Raw genomic sequence first — 19512 nt, 5'->3', positions numbered from 1 at the left:
CATCATCCCATCCAGCCAGCTAATATGAGTCAGGCTCACATTTTGGGAGGTTGCAGGAGATGAGGCTGGACCATCTGCCGGCGGACTTCGTCTGGGGTGCCTCGACGGCGTCCTTCCAGATCGAGGGCGCCACCGAGGAGGACGGCCGCGGACCGTCGGTCTGGGACACCTTCACCGCCCGCACCGGTACGGTCCGCGACGGGCACACCGGTGACGTGGCCTGCGACCACTACCACCGGTACGAGGAGGATCTGGCGCTGATGGCCGAAGCGGGCCTCACCGGCTACCGCTTCTCCATCGCCTGGCCCAGGATCCGGCCGACCGGCAGGGGCGCGGTCAACCTCCGGGGCCTGGACTTCTACGACCGGCTGGTCGACGGCCTGCTCGCACGCGGCGTCGAACCCGTCCCGACCCTGTTCCACTGGGACCTCCCGCAGGGCCTGGAGGACGAGGGCGGCTGGCTGAACCGCGAGACCGCGTACCGCTTCGCCGAGTACACCGCCGTCGTGGCCGACCGGCTGGGCGACCGCGTCCAGAAGTGGATCACGCTCAACGAGCCGTTCATCCACGCGGTCTGGGGCTACGGCCTCGGCGTCCACGCGCCGGGCCGCACCCTGTTCCTGGACTGCCTGCCGGTGGTCCACCACCAACTGCTCGCCCACGGCCTCGCGCTGCGGGAGCTGCGGGCACGCGGCCTCCAGGTCATGATCGCCAACAACTGCACCCCGGTCTGGGCCGCCTCGGACGCCCCCGCCGACCGCGCCGCCGCGCAGGCCTACGACAACCTCCACAACCGCCTGTTCAACGACCCGCTCCTCACGGGCACCTACCCCGACCTGTCCGCCTACGGCGCGGACGCCACCCTCGGCGGCTCCGTCCGGGACGGCGACCTCGAACTGATCTCGGCCCCGCTGGACGCGCTCGGCATCAACTACTACAACCCGACGCGCATCCAGGCTCCGACGTCGGAGGGCCTGCCGTTCGAAGAGGCTCCCATCGAGGGCTACCGCCGCACCGCCTTCGACTGGCCCGTCGTCCCCGACGGCCTGCGGGAACTGCTCGTCGGCCTCAAGGAGCGCTACCCGGCCCTCCCTCCGGTCTACATCACCGAGAACGGCTGTTCGGTGGAGGACGTGGTCACCGCGGACGGCACCGTCCCCGACCTCGACCGCATCGACTACCTGGACTCCCACCTCCGGGCCGTCGACGCCGCCGTGGCACAGGGGGTGGACGTCCGCGGCTACTTCACCTGGACCCTGATGGACAACTTCGAATGGGCAGAGGGCTTCCACCAGCGCTTCGGCCTCGTCCACGTCGACCACGACACCCAGGTCCGCACCCCGAAGGCGTCCTTCGCCTGGTACCGCGACCTCATCCGCGCCCAGCGCGGCTGAGCCGCCCGCCGGCAGCCGGTGCCTCACCGGCGCCGCGTGGTGCCGTTCGCGCCGGATCTGCCGGTTCCACGATCCCTTGCGGCGGCTGCGCCGGTGCGGTGTCATCGGCGTATCGAGGTGTCCACCCCCATCCCTCCCTGCGGCCTGCTGCGGGCGGGGCGGTCCCCGTATCCGGCTGCGGGCGGTAATACCGGTGGCAGGCCCGCCCGGCCGTGACGAGGATCGCGGCATGGCCAACTTCCTGGAGACCGACCGGCTCGTCCTGCGCGCGTTCACGGCGGCCGACACCGATCACCTGCTCGCCCTGGACAGCGACCCCGAGGTCATGCGCTTCATCAACGGCGGGCGCCCCACCAGCCGTCAGGCGATCGAGACGCGGGTCCTGCCGCGACTCCTGCACGACCACCCGTGCTGGGGAGCCCGCGGATACCGGGCCGCGCTGGAGAAGACCACGGGCACCTTCCTGGGCTGGTTCGAGTTCCGTCCGCTGGAGGAGCACAGCCCCGCCGTGGTCGAACTCGGCTACCGGCTGAACCGGGCGGCCTGGGGGCGCGGGTACGCCACGGAGGGATCCCGGGCCCTGATCCGCAAGGGGTTCACGGACCTGCGGGTCGAGCGGGTCACGGCGAACACGATGGCCGTCAACACCGGTTCCCGGCGCGTCATGGAGAAGTCGGGGCTGTCCTTCCTGCGGAGCTTCACCGGGGACTGGCCGGAGGCGATCGGGGGTTCCGAGCACGGCGAGGTCGAGTACGAGCTCACCCGGGAGGTATGGGCACGGGCTCGATAGCCGTCCGTACCGGCGCCGGGTGACCGTCATGGTCAACGGGACCCCGACCACGGAGACCGCTGCCGCGACCCTCCTGGCCGTGGTGGACACGGCCCTGTGCCCTCCCTCCCGAAAGAGGCGCGCCCTACCGGGACCTCGGAGCGGGGTGCGGAGATGGAGCCCCGCACGCCCGCCCCGGTCGGACGGCGGACCGCCCGGTCACCCCCGTGGCGCTACCGAACCGGGGGCGAGGTCCTGTGCCCGGACCGGTACCCGCCCGAGCGCGTCGAGCACGACCGCCGCGACGCGTTGTTGACCGCCGGGGGTGAGGTGGAGGCCGTCCTCCTCCACGTGGCCGTGCGCGGCGACCCGGGTGTCGACCGTGATCCCGGGCTCCGCGAGCAGCAGTTCGGCGAGGGCGTCGAGGTCCTCCGCGGCCCACGTGAGCCCCGCCCTGCGGAAGTGCGCGTACTGCGCGACCCGCCCGGGATCGACGCCGGTCGGGGTGAGCCAGATCCACCGGGCCCCGGTCCGGCGGACCGTCAGGTCGCGCAGGGCCCGCAGGGCGCGGCGGGTCTCGGTGGCGGCGACCAGCGGGACCCCGTCCAGTCGTTGGACGTCGTTCGCCCCCAGCATGCACAGCACCCAGTCGGGGCGCTGGAACGCGAGCAGCGGGATGTTCGCCAGGGCTTGGGTCGTCGTACTCCCGGACAGGGCCAGGTTGGTGCAGCGGACGCCCTCCGGGAGCAGGTGCCGCAGGATCTCGAACCAGGAGAGCCGGTCGGCGGTGGTGCTCTCCCCGACGGCCACGACGTGCTCGCCCGGCCGGAACGGCAGCCCGGCCAGGCGTGCGGCCGCCCCCGGTGCGGCCGAGAGCGCGGCGGCGGCCGCTCGGTTCCGCTCTTCGAACCGGTCCAGGCGGATCCGGTAGCCGGCCTCGTCGAGCCCGAACAGGGCCGCGAGCACGGCCTCGTCGGGAGCCGGGCCGAGGTGGCGCAGGAGCTTCTCGGGCTGGTGGAAGCGGAGCATTCGTTCCGCCGGGTCGTGGGCGGGGGCGGTGGTGTCGTCCGTCATGGCGGTCAGCCCTCCGTACGGACACGGCGGCGCGGCAGCAGGAACCCGGCCGCGATCAGCCACAGCAGACCGGCGAACCGGGCGACCGGCAGCAGCAGGGCGGCGCCGTCGGCCAGCAGGACCAGCGTGGACAGTTCGGCGACCGTCGCGATGACCAGGCCCGCCACGGCGAGGGCGCGGGGCAGCAGGCCGGCGAGCAGCCCCGGTACGGCGATCCCGGCGACCAGCAGCCCCAGGAAGACGACGTGGGCGGGCCCGCCGAGTCCGAAGGCCAGGTACTGCAGGGGCCGTACGAGTTCGGCGTGAGCGGCCACCTCGGACCGCGACAGCACCCAGGTGACCAGCCCGGAGCAGGCGAGGAAGGCCGAGCCGAGGACGCCCCCGGCGAGGGCGATCGTGGCGCCGGGGGCGCGGACCCCGAGCTTGTGCAGCCGCGCCGAGACGGTCGCGGCGTAGATCGCGAGCGGCACCGAGGCCGCGAACTGCAGGGCCCCGGAGAGGCGGACCGCGCCGGTGTGGTCGCGGAAGTAGGAGGTCACGGTGTCGGTGGAGCCGAAGGGCGAGGGGAAGGGGTCCCCACCCGCGAGGAGGGTGCTGGACACGAGCCCGGCGACGAAGAGGGCGGTGAAGACCACGGCGAGGATGCCGGGCGGCGGCCCGGCCTGCGGGTCGCGGCGGCCGCGCGTCTCGGCAGGGGCGGTCTCTGGGATGGCGGTCACGGCAGAATCCGTTCTCTCAAGTCAATCGTTCACTGATGAGAATCATTGCTCCTGGCTTACGATAGGTGGGTGAACAGTCCCCGGCAACCACATACGACGGATCCCGCCCCGGCCCCGGCCCCGGCCACCGGGCCGCGCGGAGCCGCGTTCCTCCTCGCCCAGATCGGCGCGCACGCCGCCGGACGCTTCGCCGAACGCGTCGGCCACCTGGGACTGACCCCGGCGGACGTCGGACTGCTGCGCATGGTCGCCGGGCAGCCGGGGCGCAGCCAGCGGGCCCTCGCGGAGCAACTGGGCGTCGTACCGAGTCGGGTCGTCACGCTCATCGACGGTCTGGAGGGCAAGGATCTCGTCGAACGGCGGCGCAGCGCCGAGGACCGCCGCAACCACGAACTCCACCTCACGGCGGAGGGCGGACGCACGCTCCGCGCGGTCTCCCGCGCGGCCGCGGCCCACGAGGACGCCCTGCTCGCCGCCCTCGACCCGGAGCAGCGCAGGCACCTCCTCGACCTCCTCGAACGCGTCGCCGCCGAACAGGAGCTGCCTGCGGGAGTCCACCCCGGCTACCGCAACCGCGGCTGAATCCCGCTCCTCACGTGCGCGCAGGGCCGTCGTAACAACCTGTTGTTCGCGGCCGGGTGGATCACGGTCGATGGTCGCCGCCGGGTCATCGAGACGGCTGAGACCGACTGCGCAGCACCCGTCTGCCGCGGGCTGCCATCATGCTCGGATGGCCCACGACATAGTGTTCTTCCTCGCCCCTGACGACGAGACGGCCGCCTCGACGCGCCTGCGGGGACCCGGCGAGGACTTCAAGTCTGTGACCTGCCGTTTTGTTGAGCCGGACAGTGCCATCGCCGAGTGGGACATGTACTTCGAGGCGCCTTCGGCCGAGGCCCCGCCGCTTGAGCGGCTCTATGCGTGGCGGCCGTGGCCGGAGTGGGTCACCGCCCCCTTGAACGATGGCGTCGAGGTGTTCGCCCTGCCGAAGCGGCTGACCCGAGCGCTCGGCACAGCGAGTTCCGCCGAGCTCGAAGAGCTCGCAGGCCGCTGGATTGCGCGGCTCCGGTCCGAGGACGGCGACGATATGACCGACGATGATCTCCTTGCGGTCCTGCGGGGCGTCGCCCGCCTCGCGGCGTCTGCGGCGAACACGGGTGGCGGCCTCTACAGCTGGAGCTTCTGACCGTCCCCCCGCGAGGGCCGCTCGTTCTTGACGCCGCCGCACGCCAGGAGCCCGGGCCCGGCGGCATGGCACTGGCGTGCAGCGGTGACCGCGACAACGCCAGGGCGTACGGGGACGGCGAGGACGACCGGGCCGGCACCGTCGTGGGTGCCGTCATGGGCGACCTGCGGGGCCCGCGACCGGGTCCCACCGGTGGGGTGGTCAGGTGGGGGGACGGTCCCAGAGGACGAGTTCGGCCGTCATGCGCAACCGGTCCGCGCGCGCTTCCAACCGGCTCACGGTCCGCGTGCCGCGCGTGGACGCCGCAGCCTGGCGCAGCCGGGGCAGGAGTGCACCCAGGACCGCTGCCGCCTCGGGGTTCGGCCGGTCCGCCGCCAGGTAGGCGTCGACCTGGGCGGTAACGGCCCGGTCCAGGTCGTCAGCCCCTCACGGCGCAGCTCCGCGGGCGGGGGGACGGGCAGGCACGACCACCGCAGCACCATGGCCCGGTGTGCATGGTGCAGGTCCGGGCCGGGCCATCGGGGGGCCGCCATCCAGGCCCGGTCGGCTGCCGTCGGCGTGCGCCGGTGCGCCTCGTGCTTCTCGATGGTCCGGCGGCGGGAGAACTCCGCCCACTCGGCGCGACGTGCGTTCCGACTGCGTTCCAGCGCCTCCAAAGCCCTCACCATGGCCCGCGGGTCCCGGCGGGTATCCCCGAACAGGCCCAGGTACGAGCGGGTCCAGGTGAAGCCGAAGGGGCCGTACAAGACGATGGCACTGCCCAGGGCGGCGCCGCGCCGGGCAGGGCTCAGACGCTCGTCACGGACGCGGCGGGCATGCACGGTGAAGCTCACCACCCCATCCTGCCCGCCGAACCCGTCCCTGCGGCGGGGCGGGTCCTTCAGGGGTGGTCCAGGGTTGCAGTCAGGGTGATCACTGATGGCAACGAGCTTTGTGTACAGCAGTGTTGGCGTGGTCACCAGGTCCCGTCAGCGTCACTCGGAGGAACTTCGATGCCCGTCCGCCTCGCCGTCACCAGCCTGGCTCTGGCCGCCGCTCTCACTGCCGCCGCGGCGCTGCCCACGGCCGCCGCCACGGCCGCCGCCACACCCGCTTCCAGCACCCCGGCGTCCGCGAACCCCACCGTCCAGGACATCCTCGACCACCTGCCGGACGATGTCGTCGCGGGCGCGCTGATCAGACGGGATGGCGTGGGCGCCACTGCCGGGCCCGTCACCGCCGACGCGCACGTCCGGATCGGCAGTGTCACCAAAGTGTTCACCAATACCGTGGTGCTCCAACTCGTCGCCGAACAACGGATCGACCTCGACGCGCCGGCACGCCGGTACGTCCCCGAGACAGTGCCCGAGGCGTACGACCGCGTCACCGTGCGCCGGCTCCTCGACCACACGAGCGGCCTGCCCAAACCCGCCCCGACCCCCTCCCCCGCCGACGGACCCGGCTGGCAGTTCAGGTCCGTGACACCCCGAGACAGCCTTCGCGACTCGTTCGCCGCAGCCACCGACGCGCCGCCCGCACCCGGTTCCGAGCAGCAGTACAACGGGCTCAACTCCTTGGTCCTCGGACTGATCGTGGAAAAGGTCACCGGCCGCCCCTTCGGCGACGAACTGGAACGCAGGATCATCCGGCCGCTGCAACTGCGCCACACCGGCCTGCCGGCCGCCGATGACCCGACGATCCCCTCGCCCCACGCGCAGGTGTACGTCGGCGGGCAGGACGTGACCGAGCAGAGTCCGTACCCGTGGGCCGAGGGAGGCCTCATCTCCACCGCCGCCGACCTGGACCGCTTCTTCACCGCGCTGTTCCGGGGCCGCCTGCTTCCGCCCGCCCAGCAGAAGCTGGTGTTCGAGGTACCGACGGTGAAGAGTGCCGCCGACAACAAGAACTGCTTCGGGCAGGGGGCCTGCTACAGCGTGGGCGGACTCATGCGCTACAAGCTCGCGAACGAGGAGTACGCATGGGGCAAGACCGGGTCCCGCCCCGGCTGGGACAACGGCTTCTTCGCCACCCGCGACCTGCGGCACCGCCTGGTGTACTCCCTGAACCCGACGGGTACCGGCAACGACCTCCCGTACATCAAGGCGCTCGTCAACGCCGCTCTCGCAGACTGACGGCCGGAGCCGGAGGACCACGGATTCGGCGTCCGCGGCAAGACGTCGGATCCGGACGGCAACCGCATCTCGCTGCGCGAGCGCGGCCGCGCGGGCGGCATGAGCGCCCTTTCGAACATCCCCGCGAGGCTGGGGCGGTCGCCTGCCGGGTAGCCAGCAGGCACGGCGGAACCCGATGCACCACCGCCGCACACCGAACACGCACGCCGTACGCCGCACACCGCGAGGAGTCCTCCATGACCGTGTCCGACCGCTACCGCACCTCTTGGGACGGCTACTGGGAGCAGAGCTCCGGTGAACCGGGCGAGCCCTTCTGGGACGCGGACCCGGCCCTGACGGCGCAGCGCGACCTGGACCACCTCGCCCCGTACGCCGACCACTGCCTGCCGGTCGCCGACCTCGGCTGCGGCAACGGCACCCAGACCCGCTTCCTCGCCACCCGCTTCGCCCGCGCCGTCGGCGTCGACCTCTCCGCCGCCGCCGTCGCCCACGCCCGCCGCGCCGACCCGGACGGCGCGGCCGCGTACGAACAGCTCAACCTCGCCGACCCGGTCCAGGCCCGCGACCTGCATGAGCGCCTCGGCGACGCCAACGTCTACATGCGGGCGGTCCTGCACCAGAGCGACCCGCAGGACCGCCCCTCGGTGGCCGCCGCGGTCGCCCGGTTGGTCGGCGCGCACGGCCGCGCCCTCGTCCTGGAACCGACCGGCGGGGCCAAGGACGTCATCGCCGCCCTCGCCGCCCGGCCCGGCGGCCCCTCCCCCAAGCTGCGCCGCGTCAAGGAGCACGACCTGCGCCCCGGCGAAGTCGCCGAGGGCGAGGTCGCCGCCCTGCTGCGCGCGGCAGGCCTCACCGTCCTCGACGAGGGCACGACAGCCCTCGCCATGAGCGAGACCTGCCCCGACGGCTCGCCGGTGGAACTCCCGGCCCGCTGGTTCGTCGCCGGGCGCCCCTGACCCGGCGGCCCGCCGACGGCCCGGTACGTCGGCCTCCCGGGTGCACCTGTCATGGAGTGGTGCGGCAAGGGCGGCGTTGCGCGCCGCCCCCGGGCGGCTCAGCCGGCCTGCGCGGCGGGAGCCGGGGCAACGGGCGTGTCGGCGCGGCTCACCTGGAGGTATCCGACAAGTGCGGCGATCGGGAGCAGCAGGGCGAGGCTGACCGCGCCGGTCCCCCACCCGAGCCCGTCACGCGTGGCGGGGACGCCCATCCAGTCCGCGAACGAGGCGCCCAGCGGCCGGGTGAGGATGTACGCGGCCCAGAACGCGGCCACCGCGTTCAGCCCGAGGAAGCGGCGGCACAGCACCGGCAGGGCGATCAGGGCCGCGAAGAGGAACCCGGAGGGCAGGTAGCCCAGGTTCAGGGTGCCGGCCGTGAGGTCGCCGACCGCGGTGCCCAGGGCGAAGGTGGTGAGCACCGTCGCCCAGTAGAACAACTCCCTGCGGGTGGTGTGGATGCTGTGGATGGAGAGGGTCCGCTCGCAGGCGTACCAGAGGGTCAGGACGGCTGCGAGGGCGAGGCTGAAGCCGACGGCCGACACCGTGTAGGGAATGCCGGCGATGACGTGGACGACGTCCGCGGCCATCGTGCCGAAGACGCTGACCATGACGATCGCCGACCAGTAGAGCCACGGCCGGTAGCGCGCCGACCAGAACTGGAGGATCAGCAGCGAGGCCAGTCCGGCGAGTCCGAGGCAGCCGGCCGGGACGGGGCCCAGTGTCCGGGCCAGGAAGTCGGAGGCGGTCTCCCCCATGCCGGTGGTGAGGATCTTCACCGTCCAGAACCAGGCGGTGACCTCGGGGACCTTCGAGAGGGCCGCCCCCGGTCGGGCGTGGTGGGACTCCCCCTGCCCGGGCACGCGCGGAGTCCGCCGTGCCGCCGTCCTGCTGTCCGTCTCTACCCTTGCCATCGACGTCCACCCTCCCGGCGCCGACTGGGGCGCCGTGCCGCTGATGCCGGTGTGCGGGCAGGCGTCGGCAACCGGGCATCCCGGAGCCGGCCGGCCACCCGAACCAATGTCTACACAACTGTAGACGAAACTGCTCGGCTCCCCGCCACCCGGGCGGGGGCCCGCGGACGCCGCCGACCGGAAGGGGGTCAGCCGGCCGGCAGCCTGACCACGAACACCGCTCCCCCGCCGCCCGGTTCGCCGAGTTCCGCCTCCCCGCCCGCGGAGCGGGCCAGGCGCCGGGCGAGCGGCAGTCCCAGGCCCGCCCCGTCATGGCCGTCGCCCGGATCGGCCCGGCGGCCGGGCCGGAACAGGTGGGCGCGGAAGCCTTCGGGAACGCCGGGGCCGTCGTCGCCCACCTCGATGCGGACACGGCCCGGTTCCCGGAAGGCACGGAGGTGGACCGCTGTCGCCGCGTAGCGCAGCGCGTTGTCCAGCAAGGGGCTGACGATCCGCTCCAGGACGGCGGCGGGCACCCCGGCCGTCAGTTCCCCGTCCTCCTCCGCGCATACGACACGGACCGGGACGACGGCCGGGTCGGTGCGGTCGGCAAGGGCGTTCAGTACGGGGAGCACGGCGGTGGTGCCGGGCGCCCCGCCGGCGCCCTCGCGGGCTTCGGCGAGGAGGGTGTCGCAGATGGTCCGCATGCTGCGGGCCGCATCACCGATGGCCCGCTGTGCGGTGCGCGTCTCGTCCTCGCCGCGGGGGCGGGCCTGCCACCAGTCGAGTTCGGCGACGATGGTGGCCAGCGGGTTGCGCAGTTCGTGGGACAGCTCGCTGGTGAGCTGCTGTTCGTGGCGCAGGGCGGCCCGGATCCGGTCGAGGAAGGCGTCCAGCGAGGCACCCAGCCGGGCGAGTTCGGCGGGCCGGGGCGCACCGCTGAAGCGCTCTTCGGAGGCGGTCGCACTCCATCGGGCGGCCTGGTCGGTCATCGTCCGGACGGGCCGCAGGGCCCGGCCGACGGCGAAGCGGGTCACCGCGTACGTGCACAGGAGCATGACGGTGTCCAGGGCCAGGGAGGCCATCAGCAGGGTGTCGCCGGATGCGCGGTACGGGGTGAGGTCGAGCGCGGTGACCACGGTCGCGGTCCGCATCGGGCCGCCGCCGTCCGGCGAGGGCGGTACCGGCCGGGCGCAGAGCCGGATCTGCACCCCGGCGTGCGAGGCGGTGGCGCACCGGGCGCCGCCCTGTGCCGCGAGGCGGGCGGCCGCGCGGGTGACGGGGCTGTTCGCCCCGGCGGCGGGGGGCTGCTCGACCAGGCTCGTCCCTTGGTAGATCCAGGCGTTGGTGTCGAGGAGGTCCTCCTGCGGGGTCTCCAGTACGCGCAGTACGGGGCCGCCGGTGTCGATGGTGGCGGCGATGGCGGAGGCGCGGGCCCGTAGCTGGTCGTCCGCCTGGCGGGCCAGGTGCTGGTGCACGAACGCGTTGAAGGCGATGGTGAACACCGCCATGACGAAGGCGGCGGTCGCGACCGCGAGCAGGGAGAGCCGTCCGCGCAGGGTGGCCGGCCGCGCCGCGTCCCGGAGCACTCTCATGACAGCCGGTGCCCCACGCCCCGCGAGGTGGCGAGGGCGAGGGAGCTGCCGGCCTCCCGCAGTTTGCGGCGCAGCCGGGTCAGGTACTGGTCGAGGGTGTTGTCGCTGACCTGGGCGCCTTCCGGCCAGCCGGCGCGGACCAGGTCCCGCCGGGGGACGAGGTCCCCCGCGGCGGCCAGCAGGGCGGCCAGGATCCGGAATTCGGTCGGGGTCAGGCCCAGGGGTACGCCCCGTACGGTGCAGGTGTGGCGGACGGCGTCCAGTACCACCTCTCCCCCGGCGACGGGAGCGGCCCGGGGGCTGCGTTTGACGGCGGCCCTCAGGCGGGCGGCGAGTTCGGCGAGGTGGAAGGGCTTGGCGAGGTAGTCGTCGCCTCCCGCGGAGAACCCGCTGAGCCGGTCGGTGAGGTGATGACGTGCGGTCAGGAAGATCACCGGGCGGTCGAACCCGTTGGCGCGCAGCGCCTGGCACACGTCGCGGCCGTCCGCGTCGGGCAGGCCGATGTCCAGGACGACGGCGTCGATGTCGGCCACGGCCAGCCGCAGGGCCGCCGCGCCGTCCTGCGCGGGGGTGGTCTCGAAACCCTCCTCGCGCAGGCCGCGCAGCAGGACGTCGCGCAGCCGGTGGTCGTCCTCGACGACCAGGACGTGTCGGCTCATGCGGGCCTCGGTTCCATGGGGAGGGCGGGGTTCAGCCGGCCTTCGCCGTCTTCGCCTCCGCGCCGGCGGCGGGAGTGGTGCTGCGTGCGGGTGCGAGGAAGAGCGCCATCACCGGGACGAGGTAGAGGCACCACGCGGTGACCTGGAGGACGGTCGGGTTGGGCTGGAAGTTGAACACGCCCTTGAGGAGGGTCCCGTACCAGCTGTCCGAGGGGATGGTCGTGCTGATGTCGAAGGCGAGGGTGTGCAGGCCGGGCAGGAAACCGCCTTCCTGGAGGTCGTGGAAGCCGTACGCGAGGACTCCTGCCGCGACCACGACCAGCATGGCTCCGGTCCAGGTGAAGAACCTCGCCAGGTTGATCTTCAGGGCGCCGCGGTAGAACAGCCAGCCCAGCACGACCGAGGTCAGGAGCCCGAGGACCGCGCCGATCAGGGGGCGGATGCCGTCGCCGGTGGCCTGGACGGCCGTCCAGATGAACAGCGAGGTCTCCAGCCCTTCCCGGCCGACGGCCATGAAGGCGGTGAAGACGAGCGCGCCGGTGCCCACGGCGAGCGCGGCGTCGAGCTGCCCCTGGAGTTCGGACTTCAGGTTGCGGGCGGTCTTCTTCATCCAGAAGACCATCCAGGTGACCAGGCCGACCGAGATGATCGACAGGGTGCCGCCGAGCAGTTCCTGGGCCTGGAAGGTGAGGGTGGAGGAGCCGAACTGGAGGACGGCGCCGAAGGCCAGCGAGAGGGTGACGGCCAGGCCGATGCCGAGCCATACGGGCGCGAGTCTGTCCTTGTGGTCGGTCTTGACCAGGTAGGCGATGAGGATGCAGACGACGAGACTGGCTTCCAGCCCTTCGCGCAGGCCGATCAGATAGTTGCCGAACACGGCGTGGGGTTCCTTTCGCCGGTTACTCGGCCGCTGCGGCCGCGAGCTTGGAGAGCGGTTCGGCGAGGGCGTTGACGCCGTCCGAGAGCTCCTTGCGCTGCTCCTCGGTGACCTTGTCGTACGCGGTGAAGTCGTAGCCGGTCTTGTCCGCCCGGTACTTGTCCAGCAGCGTGTTGATCGCGGTGAACTGCGCGTCCAGGTTCTTGGCCAGCTCCGCGTCGTTCTTGACGGTGACGGGCTTCAGGAGCTCGTAGACCTTCTCGGCGCCCTCGACGTTGGCCTTGAAGTCGGCCAGGTCGGTGTGGCTGTAGCGGTCTTCCTCGCCGGTCACCTTGTTGCGGGAGACCTCGTCCAGCAGTTCCTTGGCGCCGTTCGCCATGGACGTGGGGGCGATCTCCGCCGTGCCGACGCGCTTGTGCCACTCGGCGATGTCGGTGTCCAGCTGGGAGGCGAGGGCCTTCTCCTCGTCGCCGATCCTGTTGTCGGCCCACAGGGACTTCTCCAGCCGGTGCCAGCCGGTCCACTTCTGGCCGGGCTCCAGGCCGTCCTCGCGGACGTCGGTCTTCGGGTCGATGTCACCGAAGGACTCGGCGACCGGCTCGGTGCGCTCCCAGCCGCGCCGCGACGGGGCGAAGGCCCGCTTCGCGGCTTCCACGTCACCGGCGCGGACGGCGTCGGTGAAGGTCTTGACCGCGGGGAGGGAGTCGTCGGCCTGCGCCAGCACGTAGCCGCGGTAGGCCGCGACGGCGGCGTCCAGCTCGGGGCTGCGCTTGTCGCCGCCGCTCTTGCCGGTGGCCTTGACCTCGGTGCGGATGCCGTCGCCCTTCATGCCGGGCTTGCAGGCGAATTCGTAGTCGCCCGCCTTGATCTCGGCGGTGATGGTGGCCTTGGTGCCGGGGCCGATGTTCTCGCGCTCGGCGACGATGCGGTCGTCCGGGAAGAGGACGTAGAGCTCGGTGACCTTGGAGCCCTTGTTCTCGACCTCGATGGAGACCTTGCCGGCCGGGAACTCGGTCTTGGAGACCTCGCAGGCACTGTCCGTCGCGTTGACCTTGATGGCGCCGGACCCGCTGTCGTCGCTCTTGTGGGCACACCCCGTGACGGTGGCGGTGACTATCGCGAGACCGGCGGCGGCGAAGAGCACCGAGCGGGCGGATGAGGACATGGGTACTCCCAGGCATGGCGGGACGGCAAAGCCGCGGCAAGCCTCAACTTAGGCAAGGCTGCCCTTTCGTCTACTGCACTGTAGACGATGGCGCGCGGCACGTCTGCCACCCGGGCACACCGGCGGCCCCCACCCGCCGTGTCGCCGCGCACCACCCCTCACACACCGGCCTCTCGGGGCACCCGGGCCCGTCTGACCCCGGCGTCCACGGCCATGGCGGCGGCGAGCCAGGTCAGGGCGTAGAGCCAGCCGCCGAGGACATCGGTGGGCCAGTGCACGCCGAGGTAGACGCGGGTCAGGCCGACCGTGACGGCCCAGCAGGCGAACAGGACCCACCAGAGCCGGGCGGCGGCCGGCGAGGCCGTGCGCCACACCGCCCAGGCCAGCAGACCGGCCACGAGCGCCGAGGTGGCGGTGTGACCGGAGGGGAAGGAGAAGCCGGACGCGTGCGTCACCCGGTCGGCAACGGGCGGACGCGGCCGGGCCACCGCGTACAGGACGGCGTAGCGCAGACCCTGGGCGAGCAGCAGGAACCCGAGCGCGCCCGCGGCCGTCAGCAGCCGGCCGCGCGCGCCCCGGCCCCAGCCCACGAGGAGCCCCGCGGTCACGGCGCACAGGTACGGGACGGGGCCGGTCCCGGTCGTGGTGACGGCCCGCGCGAAGGCGACCGCGGCGGCGGGGCGGTGCTGTACCGACCAGCGGTGCAGGCTCTCGTCGAGGGGGTACGGGCTGCCGTGGCGGGCCGCGACCAGAGCGGCCAGCACGGCGAACAGGACTGCGCACAGCGCTGCGACCAGGCCCCAGCGGGTGGCCCTCCGCGCGGCCGGGGCCCTCATCGGGGTGCCACCAGAGGCCGCAGCGGCGAGCTGCCCAGCCGCTGTACGAGGGGGGTCGCGCGCCGGGCCGCACGGGTGAGCAGCCAGGCGATCGCCGCCCCGACGACCAGGCCGATGACGACGTCATGGGGGTAGTGGGCGCCCACCCAGACCCGGGAGAAGGCCATCAGCAGTGCCGCCGGCACCGCGATCGCCGCGAGCCGGCGGTCTGTGACCCAGAGGGCCGCGGCCGCCGCGGCGGCGATGGCGGCGTGGTTGCTGGGGAACGACCAGTCGCCCAGGGGCGGGCAGGCCTCCAGCGTGACCGCGTGCAGGGTCTGACAGGGCCGCTGCTCCCGGAAGAGCGATTTGATGCCGGTGTCGGCGAGGAAGGCGAGGACCACGACGAGGGGCGCCGCGAGCGCCGCGGCGGTCCTCGCCGGGTCGGCCGCCGCCCGGGCGCGCCACCAGGCGGCCAGCATCAGTACGGCGAAGAGGGCGAGGCCGTAGTCGGACCAGGCGGTGACCAGGCCGTCGAGCCAGCCGGGGGCCCGCTGGGCGAGGCCGGTGAGCCGGGTGTACAGGTGTCCGTCGACGGCGGGGCCGTCCAGGGCGAGCAGGCTCAATGCGAGCCTCCGTTCGAAGTGCGGGGGCTGCGCCGGCGGATCACTTCCACGGCGAGCGGGGTGAGCGAGACGAGTACGACGAGGGCGACGATCGGCAGGAGGTAGCGGTCGACATCGGGCACCGAGGAGCCGAGCGCGTAGCCGGCCAGCACCAGACCCACCGTCCACACGAGCCCGCCGCTCACCTGCCAGAGCGTGAAGACGCGGGCGGGGACGTTCAGCGCCCCGGCCATCGGGTTCAGGACGGTGCGCACGATCGGCACGAAGCGGGCCAGGACGATCGCCTTCGCGTGCCCGTACCGGTCGAGGAGTTCCTCGGCCTTCGCGGCGCCCTCGTGGAGTTTGCGGCTGCGGCTGCGGGCCAGCACGGCGCGTCCGCCGCGCCGTCCCAGGAGGTAGCCGGTCTGCGCCCCGAGCAGGGCTCCGGCCACGGCCGCGCACAGCACCTGCGGGAGCGAGAGGTGGACCGGTCCGTGGTCGCCCGCCACGCAGAGCAGGCCCGCGGTGAAGAGGAGGGAGTCACCGGGCAGGAAGAAGCCGACGAGGAGGCCGGTCTCCGCGAAGAGGACGGCCGCGACGCCGAGGGCGCCGAAGGCCGACAGGAGGGAACCGGCGTCCAGCGGGTTGACGGCCTGCGGGCCGAGCGCCTGCGACGCCGCGGCGAGAGCGGGCAAGGTCATGTCGAACAGCTCCCATAGGGTGAGAGGAACAGGGTCCGGTGCGACGCCCTGCCGACTGACGGCTACAGTTCCACATCAAGGTCTACAACACTGTAGACGATCGGCGCCTGGAATCGATGCCTGGAGGAGCGCACCCATGGGCGACAGGACCCCCGAACGGCGCCCCGCCGGCGAGCTGGAGGCCGGCGTGCTGGCGGCGCTCTGGGCGGCGGACGGCCCCCTGTCCCCGGGCCGGGTCCAGGAGACGATGGGCGGGTCCCTCGCCCGCACGACCGTGACGACGATCCTGTCGCGCCTGTACGAGAAGGGCGCTGTGACCCGCAAGCGGTCCGGCCGCGGGTTCGTCTACGTGCCGACCGAGGACGCCTCCGGCCTCACCGCCCGGCGCATGCACGCCGAACTGGCGAAGGACCGGGACCGCGAGGCCGTACTGAGCCGCTTCGTCTCGCAGCTGAGCAGCGAGGACGAGCGCCTGCTGCGCGCCCTGCTCGACGGGGAAGGGGACGCGGCGTGATCCACATCGCCTGGCTCCCCCTCCTCGTGCCGTTCCTGGCCGCACCGGCGGGCAGGCGGCTGGCCTCGCACCTGTCTGCGCACCTGCCTCCGCGGCAGGTGGTCTGGCTGCTGACGGTTACCGCGGTCGGCCTCGCCGCCGGGAGCACCTGCGCGCTGGCCCTGCTGATCGTCCCCGGCGCCACCCACCTCCACGTCGTCGCCGCCCTGGGCCATCTGCTCACCCCGCTCAGCAGCGGCTCACCCGACGCCGTCATCGCGATCGCCGTCACCGCCGGGGCCCTGCTCGCCTGGTGCACCGCCCGGCTGGTGCGGGGGGCGCGCCGGCGCCGGACCCAGCTCCGCCGCGCCGGGAGGCTCGCGGCCGAGGCGGAGGGCGAGCTCGTCGTCCTGCCGGACGAGCACCCCGACGCCTACGCGCTGCCCGGAAGTCCGGGCCGCATCGTCGTCACGACCGGCATGCTCCGCGCACTCTCGGCGCCCGAGCGCGAGGTCCTGCTCGCCCACGAGCGCGCCCACCTCCGGGAGCGCCACCACCTCTTCACCGCCGTGGTCGACCTGGCCGGCCTGTGCCACCCGGCACTGCGGACCCTGCGCGAGCCGCTGGCGTACGCGCTGGAACGCAGCGCCGACGAATCCGCCGCCCGCGCCGTGGGCAGCCGGCGCCTGACCGCCCGGGCCATCGGCCGGGCCGCCCTCGCGACCCGCGCCTCCTCCGCCACCGGCCGTACGCGCCCCGGTCCGGCCCTCCCCGCGACCGCCGGGCCGGTCCCCCGCCGCGTCGCCGCCCTCCTCGGCCACGGCACCGAGACCAGGCCGGCGCGGCCCCTCGCCCGGCGCGCCGCGGTGCTGGCACTGGTGGCCTGCGTGGCACTCTCCGCCGGGGCGTCCCTCCAGGCGGCCGACGACCTGCACGACGGCATCGAAGTCGCCCAGGGCGAATCCCGCTGAGGCCGGCCCGTGCCACAGGGCCGGCCACAGGCGGTGGGTGCCACCGGGCGCCGCATGCGCCTCCACCCAGCGCAATTCGGCCCGTTGTCGCCCCGCCGGAATGAGGAACCGGCCGTCCAGGTTCCAGGGGTGGACCGCCGGGGCCCGCCCGGCCGGGACACCTTCAGAGAGAAGACACGAAGATGCGTGCCGTCATCCTGTCCGAATACGGTGGCTCCGACGTGCTCCGCGTCGCCGAGGTCCCGACCCCTCAGCCGGGCGACGGTCAGATCCGTATCCGGGTCGCGGCGGCCGCGTTGAACCCCGCCGACGCCTTGATCCGTTCCGGCGCCCTGGCCTCGCGCGTCCCCGCGCAGGAGCACTACGTTCCGGGTCTCGACGTCGCCGGAACCGTCGACGCCCTGGGCGCAGGCGTCCGGGGCTTCGCGGTCGGCGACGCCGTGATCGGCTTGTCCGACTGGCCGGAGACCCGGGCGGGCACGCACGCCGAGTACGTCGTCCTGCCCGCCACCGCAGTCGCCGCCGCACCCCGGCACGCGAGCCCGGCCCAGGCGGCGACGCTCCCGCTGAACGGACTCACCGCCTGGCAGGCACTGGACCTGCTCGCCGCGGCCGACGGCGCCACCGTGGCGGTCACCGGTGCGGCGGGCGCCGTGGGCGGCTACCTCGTCGAGCTGGCGGCCGCGCGTGGTCTGCGGGTCGTCGCCGTCGCCGGGTCCCAGGACCGGGAACTGGTGAGCGAGTTGGGAGCCACCCTCTTCGTCCCGCGCTCTGCGGACCCCGCCGCCGCGATCCGCACAACCGTTCCCGGCGGAGTCACCGGGCTGATCGATGCCGCGGCCCTGGGCGGGTCGGTGATCGGCGCGGTAGAAGACGGAGGCACGTTCGTCAGTGTCCTCGGCGCCGGTCCGGCACCGGAGCGCGGGATCCGGGTCTCGCAGGTCCGCGTACACAGTGACGCCGTGCAGCTCGCCCAACTGGCCACCCTCGCGGACGCCGGCCGTGTCACCCTACGGGTGGACCGGACGATGCCGTTCACGGAAGCCGCCGCGGCCCACGACGCCCTGGCCTCGCGCGGCCGGCGCGGGCGCATCGTCCTCGTCCCCCCATCGAGCTGACCGCCGCTCGCGGAGCGGCCCGCACACAGGGAACCGGCTCGGGCTCCGGGCTGCCTCGCGGCGGTGCCCGATCCGCGCCGGGCCAAGGGCCGCCTCCACCCCCCGCCTTCGTCCTCGCGCTCGCCGCGTGCGCGGGGCCGGGGCCGGTGGCGGTGGCGGCGGAGTCGGCTCAGGAGGCCGTCGCCGGAACGATGTGGTCGAGTCCCTGCGCACTGCTCGTCGCGGCCTCGATCGAGCGCGGCAGCATGATGCTCTCGTAGGCGTGGACGGCGTCGCCGACGCCGGATTCGGTAACGAGGGCGTGGGCGAGGTCGGATCCGTCGAGCATGGCGAGGTTGGCGCCCAGCCCGACCGGGGGCATCAGGTGCGCGGCGTCGCCGAGCAGCGTGACGCCGGGTACGTGCTCCCAGGTGTGCGGGGCGGGCAGAACGAAGAGGGACCGGTTGACGAACCCGCTGTCACTGTTGCCCAGCATGTAACGCAGGCTCTCGTCCCATCCGTCGAACATCCTCAGCAGGTGCGTCCGCACGGCCCGCTGGTCGCCGAGGTCGATACCGGCGGCCACGTGCCAGTTCTCCGGCGCGCGGAGCGCGATGTAGGCGCGGATGTGGCCGTTGCTGTTGCGCTGGGCGACCAGCGACCTGCCGGCGCCCTTCGCCAGCATCGATCCGTTGCCGACCAGCCGTGCGAGGTCGGGGTGGCGGGTGTCGCAGTGGTCGAATCCGGTCTCGACGAAGGTGACGCCGGTGTAGCGGGGTGCGGCGTGCGACAGGGCCGGGCGGACACGCGACCAGGCGCCGTCGGCGCCGACCACCAGGTCGAAGTCCTCGGCGGTGCCGTCACCGAAGAGCAGCCGGCAGGTGCCGTCCGGCAGCGGGGTGGCCCCGGTGACGGCGCGGTCCCACCGCACCGTGCCCTCGGTGAGCGAGTCCAGGAGGAGTCCGCGTAGTCGGCCCCGGTCGATCTCCGGCCGGCCACCGGCGGCGGAAGGCCCCTGATGCGCCAGGAGGGTGGCGTCGGCGAAGTCGAGCACGCGCCACTCCTCTCCTTCGGGGCGGGCGAAGGCTTGGAACCGGTCGAGGAGTCCTGCCGCCCGCAGGGCGGCCTGACCGGTGTCGGCGTGCAGGTCGAGGGTGCCGCCCTGCGGGCGGGCGTCGGCGGAGGTCTCGCGTTCGAAGACGGTGACGTGGCGGCCGTGTTGCTGCAGGACTCGGGCGCAGGTCAGGCCACCGAGGCCGGCACCGACGATCGCGATGCGGGGATCACGGGCAGAGTTCATGGGAGTGTCCCCGGGAGGTGGGTGAGCTGCCGGGAGGTCCGGTATCACCAAGAAAGCACACTCACAAAATAAGTGCAATGACTTCACTTTCCTAGT

General features: G+C 73.3%; 21 protein-coding genes. 9 read left to right on the top strand and 12 right to left on the bottom strand.

The annotated features are described in order from the left end of the window. Positions 1–59 precede the first annotated feature (59 nt). Positions 60–1394 (top strand): GH1 family beta-glucosidase, encoded by a 1335-nt coding sequence (locus tag ACEPPI_RS06385; RefSeq protein ID WP_373914247.1) that lies wholly within the window; start codon positions 60–62, stop codon positions 1392–1394. A gap of 229 nt (positions 1395–1623) precedes the next feature. After that, complete coding sequence (locus ACEPPI_RS06380; protein WP_373914246.1) at positions 1624–2184, top strand: GNAT family N-acetyltransferase; 561 nt, start codon at positions 1624–1626, stop codon at positions 2182–2184. A 198-nt stretch (positions 2185–2382) separates the two neighbouring features. Here ACEPPI_RS06380 and ACEPPI_RS06375 read toward each other — a convergent pair whose 3' ends face one another. Together ACEPPI_RS06375 and ACEPPI_RS06370 are read right to left on the bottom strand one after the other, a co-directional pair. Continuing rightward, entirely contained in the window at positions 2383–3237 is an 855-nt protein-coding gene (locus tag ACEPPI_RS06375; RefSeq protein ID WP_373914245.1) for an SGNH/GDSL hydrolase family protein, read from the bottom strand. A 5-nt stretch (positions 3238–3242) separates the two neighbouring features. After that, a complete protein-coding gene (locus tag ACEPPI_RS06370) occupies positions 3243–3956 on the bottom strand; it encodes a hypothetical protein (RefSeq protein ID WP_373914244.1) in 714 nt (237 codons plus the stop codon). A gap of 69 nt (positions 3957–4025) precedes the next feature. Between ACEPPI_RS06370 and ACEPPI_RS06365 the strand changes: the two genes are divergently transcribed. Both ACEPPI_RS06365 and ACEPPI_RS06360 read left to right on the top strand, forming a co-directional pair. Then, positions 4026–4538, top strand: a complete 513-nt coding sequence (locus ACEPPI_RS06365; protein ID WP_373914243.1) for a MarR family winged helix-turn-helix transcriptional regulator — start codon at positions 4026–4028, stop codon at positions 4536–4538. A gap of 148 nt (positions 4539–4686) precedes the next feature. Continuing rightward, positions 4687–5142 carry a hypothetical protein gene (locus ACEPPI_RS06360; RefSeq protein WP_373914242.1) on the top strand — a complete coding sequence of 152 codons (456 nt, stop codon included), beginning with the start codon at positions 4687–4689 and terminating at the stop codon, positions 5140–5142. Between the two features lie 275 nt (positions 5143–5417). Here the strand turns inward: ACEPPI_RS06360 and ACEPPI_RS06355 are convergent, their stop codons facing one another. Then, positions 5418–5975: a hypothetical protein gene (locus ACEPPI_RS06355; protein ID WP_373914241.1), complete on the bottom strand. Its 558-nt coding sequence runs from the start codon at positions 5973–5975 to the stop codon at positions 5418–5420. 159 nt (positions 5976–6134) lie between these two features. Here ACEPPI_RS06355 and ACEPPI_RS06350 point away from each other — a divergent pair, with 159 nt between their 5' ends. After that, positions 6135–7253 carry a serine hydrolase domain-containing protein gene (locus ACEPPI_RS06350; RefSeq protein ID WP_373914240.1) on the top strand — a complete coding sequence of 373 codons (1119 nt, stop codon included), beginning with the start codon at positions 6135–6137 and terminating at the stop codon, positions 7251–7253. A 236-nt stretch (positions 7254–7489) separates the two neighbouring features. Next, on the top strand, positions 7490–8209 hold the full coding sequence (locus tag ACEPPI_RS06345) for a methyltransferase domain-containing protein (protein ID WP_373914239.1): 720 nt from the start codon (positions 7490–7492) through the stop codon (positions 8207–8209). Between the two features lie 98 nt (positions 8210–8307). Here ACEPPI_RS06345 and ACEPPI_RS06340 read toward each other — a convergent pair whose 3' ends face one another. From ACEPPI_RS06340 to ACEPPI_RS06305, 8 genes are all read right to left on the bottom strand, one after another. Continuing rightward, the gene (locus ACEPPI_RS06340; RefSeq protein WP_373914238.1) at positions 8308–9159 is read right to left on the bottom strand and encodes a hypothetical protein; all 852 of its coding nucleotides are present in this window, start codon (positions 9157–9159) and stop codon (positions 8308–8310) included. A gap of 188 nt (positions 9160–9347) precedes the next feature. After that, a complete protein-coding gene (locus ACEPPI_RS06335) occupies positions 9348–10733 on the bottom strand; it encodes a sensor histidine kinase (RefSeq protein ID WP_373914237.1) in 1386 nt (461 codons plus the stop codon). After that, entirely contained in the window at positions 10730–11392 is a 663-nt protein-coding gene (locus ACEPPI_RS06330; RefSeq protein ID WP_373914236.1) for a response regulator transcription factor, read from the bottom strand. The genes ACEPPI_RS06335 and ACEPPI_RS06330 overlap by 4 nt, the downstream gene beginning before the upstream one ends. 31 nt (positions 11393–11423) lie before the next feature. Further along, a complete protein-coding gene (gene efeU, locus ACEPPI_RS06325) occupies positions 11424–12269 on the bottom strand; it encodes an iron uptake transporter permease EfeU (RefSeq protein ID WP_373914235.1) in 846 nt (281 codons plus the stop codon). A gap of 22 nt (positions 12270–12291) precedes the next feature. Next, complete coding sequence (gene efeO / locus ACEPPI_RS06320) at positions 12292–13434, bottom strand: iron uptake system protein EfeO (protein WP_373914234.1); 1143 nt, start codon at positions 13432–13434, stop codon at positions 12292–12294. A 158-nt stretch (positions 13435–13592) separates the two neighbouring features. Next, positions 13593–14270: a phosphatase PAP2 family protein gene (locus ACEPPI_RS06315; RefSeq protein ID WP_373914233.1), complete on the bottom strand. Its 678-nt coding sequence runs from the start codon at positions 14268–14270 to the stop codon at positions 13593–13595. Then, positions 14267–14875 (bottom strand): phosphatase PAP2 family protein, encoded by a 609-nt coding sequence (locus ACEPPI_RS06310; RefSeq protein ID WP_373914232.1) that lies wholly within the window; start codon positions 14873–14875, stop codon positions 14267–14269. The genes ACEPPI_RS06315 and ACEPPI_RS06310 overlap by 4 nt, the downstream gene beginning before the upstream one ends. Beyond that, entirely contained in the window at positions 14872–15555 is a 684-nt protein-coding gene (locus tag ACEPPI_RS06305) for a DedA family protein (RefSeq protein WP_373914231.1), read from the bottom strand. Before ACEPPI_RS06305 ends, ACEPPI_RS06310 begins: the two co-directional genes overlap by 4 nt. A 136-nt stretch (positions 15556–15691) precedes the next feature. On the opposite strand from ACEPPI_RS06305, the gene ACEPPI_RS06300 reads away from it, so the two are divergent. The 3 genes from ACEPPI_RS06300 (at position 15692) to ACEPPI_RS06290 (ending at position 18137) form a co-directional block, all read left to right on the top strand. Beyond that, positions 15692–16069, top strand: a complete 378-nt coding sequence (locus ACEPPI_RS06300; protein ID WP_373914230.1) for a BlaI/MecI/CopY family transcriptional regulator — start codon at positions 15692–15694, stop codon at positions 16067–16069. Then, positions 16066–17019, top strand: a complete 954-nt coding sequence (locus ACEPPI_RS06295; RefSeq protein ID WP_373914229.1) for a M56 family metallopeptidase — start codon at positions 16066–16068, stop codon at positions 17017–17019. Before ACEPPI_RS06300 ends, ACEPPI_RS06295 begins: the two co-directional genes overlap by 4 nt. A gap of 182 nt (positions 17020–17201) precedes the next feature. Beyond that, the gene (locus ACEPPI_RS06290; RefSeq protein ID WP_373914228.1) at positions 17202–18137 is read left to right on the top strand and encodes an NADP-dependent oxidoreductase; all 936 of its coding nucleotides are present in this window, start codon (positions 17202–17204) and stop codon (positions 18135–18137) included. A 169-nt stretch (positions 18138–18306) separates the two neighbouring features. Here ACEPPI_RS06290 and ACEPPI_RS06285 read toward each other — a convergent pair whose 3' ends face one another. Beyond that, positions 18307–19416, bottom strand: a complete 1110-nt coding sequence (locus ACEPPI_RS06285) for an FAD-dependent oxidoreductase (RefSeq protein ID WP_373914227.1) — start codon at positions 19414–19416, stop codon at positions 18307–18309. Between the last annotated feature and the right edge of the window lie 96 nt (positions 19417–19512).

The organism is Streptomyces sp. AB3(2024), assembly GCF_041862025.1.
GTDB lineage: Bacteria > Actinomycetota > Actinomycetes > Streptomycetales > Streptomycetaceae > Streptomyces.
Note: the sequence above shows the minus strand (reverse complement) of the source record. Positions and strands in the feature narration are given on the sequence as shown.

What these genes read in the sequence shown, in the direction of transcription:
- ACEPPI_RS06385 (WP_373914247.1), top strand. Translation starts at nt 60, where the DNA reads ATGAGGCTGGACCATCTGCCGGCGGACTTCGTCTGGGGTGCCTCGACG.
- ACEPPI_RS06380 (WP_373914246.1), top strand. Translation starts at nt 1,624, where the DNA reads ATGGCCAACTTCCTGGAGACCGACCGGCTCGTCCTGCGCGCGTTCACG.
- ACEPPI_RS06375 (WP_373914245.1), bottom strand. Translation starts at nt 3,237, where the DNA reads ATGACGGACGACACCACCGCCCCCGCCCACGACCCGGCGGAACGAATG.
- ACEPPI_RS06360 (WP_373914242.1), top strand. Translation starts at nt 4,687, where the DNA reads ATGGCCCACGACATAGTGTTCTTCCTCGCCCCTGACGACGAGACGGCC.
- ACEPPI_RS06350 (WP_373914240.1), top strand. Translation starts at nt 6,135, where the DNA reads ATGCCCGTCCGCCTCGCCGTCACCAGCCTGGCTCTGGCCGCCGCTCTC.
- ACEPPI_RS06345 (WP_373914239.1), top strand. Translation starts at nt 7,490, where the DNA reads ATGACCGTGTCCGACCGCTACCGCACCTCTTGGGACGGCTACTGGGAG.
- ACEPPI_RS06340 (WP_373914238.1), bottom strand. Translation starts at nt 9,159, where the DNA reads ATGGCAAGGGTAGAGACGGACAGCAGGACGGCGGCACGGCGGACTCCG.
- ACEPPI_RS06335 (WP_373914237.1), bottom strand. Translation starts at nt 10,733, where the DNA reads ATGAGAGTGCTCCGGGACGCGGCGCGGCCGGCCACCCTGCGCGGACGG.
- ACEPPI_RS06330 (WP_373914236.1), bottom strand. Translation starts at nt 11,392, where the DNA reads ATGAGCCGACACGTCCTGGTCGTCGAGGACGACCACCGGCTGCGCGAC.
- efeO (WP_373914234.1), bottom strand. Translation starts at nt 13,434, where the DNA reads ATGTCCTCATCCGCCCGCTCGGTGCTCTTCGCCGCCGCCGGTCTCGCG.
- ACEPPI_RS06315 (WP_373914233.1), bottom strand. Translation starts at nt 14,270, where the DNA reads ATGAGGGCCCCGGCCGCGCGGAGGGCCACCCGCTGGGGCCTGGTCGCA.
- ACEPPI_RS06305 (WP_373914231.1), bottom strand. Translation starts at nt 15,555, where the DNA reads ATGACCTTGCCCGCTCTCGCCGCGGCGTCGCAGGCGCTCGGCCCGCAG.
- ACEPPI_RS06300 (WP_373914230.1), top strand. Translation starts at nt 15,692, where the DNA reads ATGGGCGACAGGACCCCCGAACGGCGCCCCGCCGGCGAGCTGGAGGCC.
- ACEPPI_RS06290 (WP_373914228.1), top strand. Translation starts at nt 17,202, where the DNA reads ATGCGTGCCGTCATCCTGTCCGAATACGGTGGCTCCGACGTGCTCCGC.
- ACEPPI_RS06285 (WP_373914227.1), bottom strand. Translation starts at nt 19,416, where the DNA reads ATGAACTCTGCCCGTGATCCCCGCATCGCGATCGTCGGTGCCGGCCTC.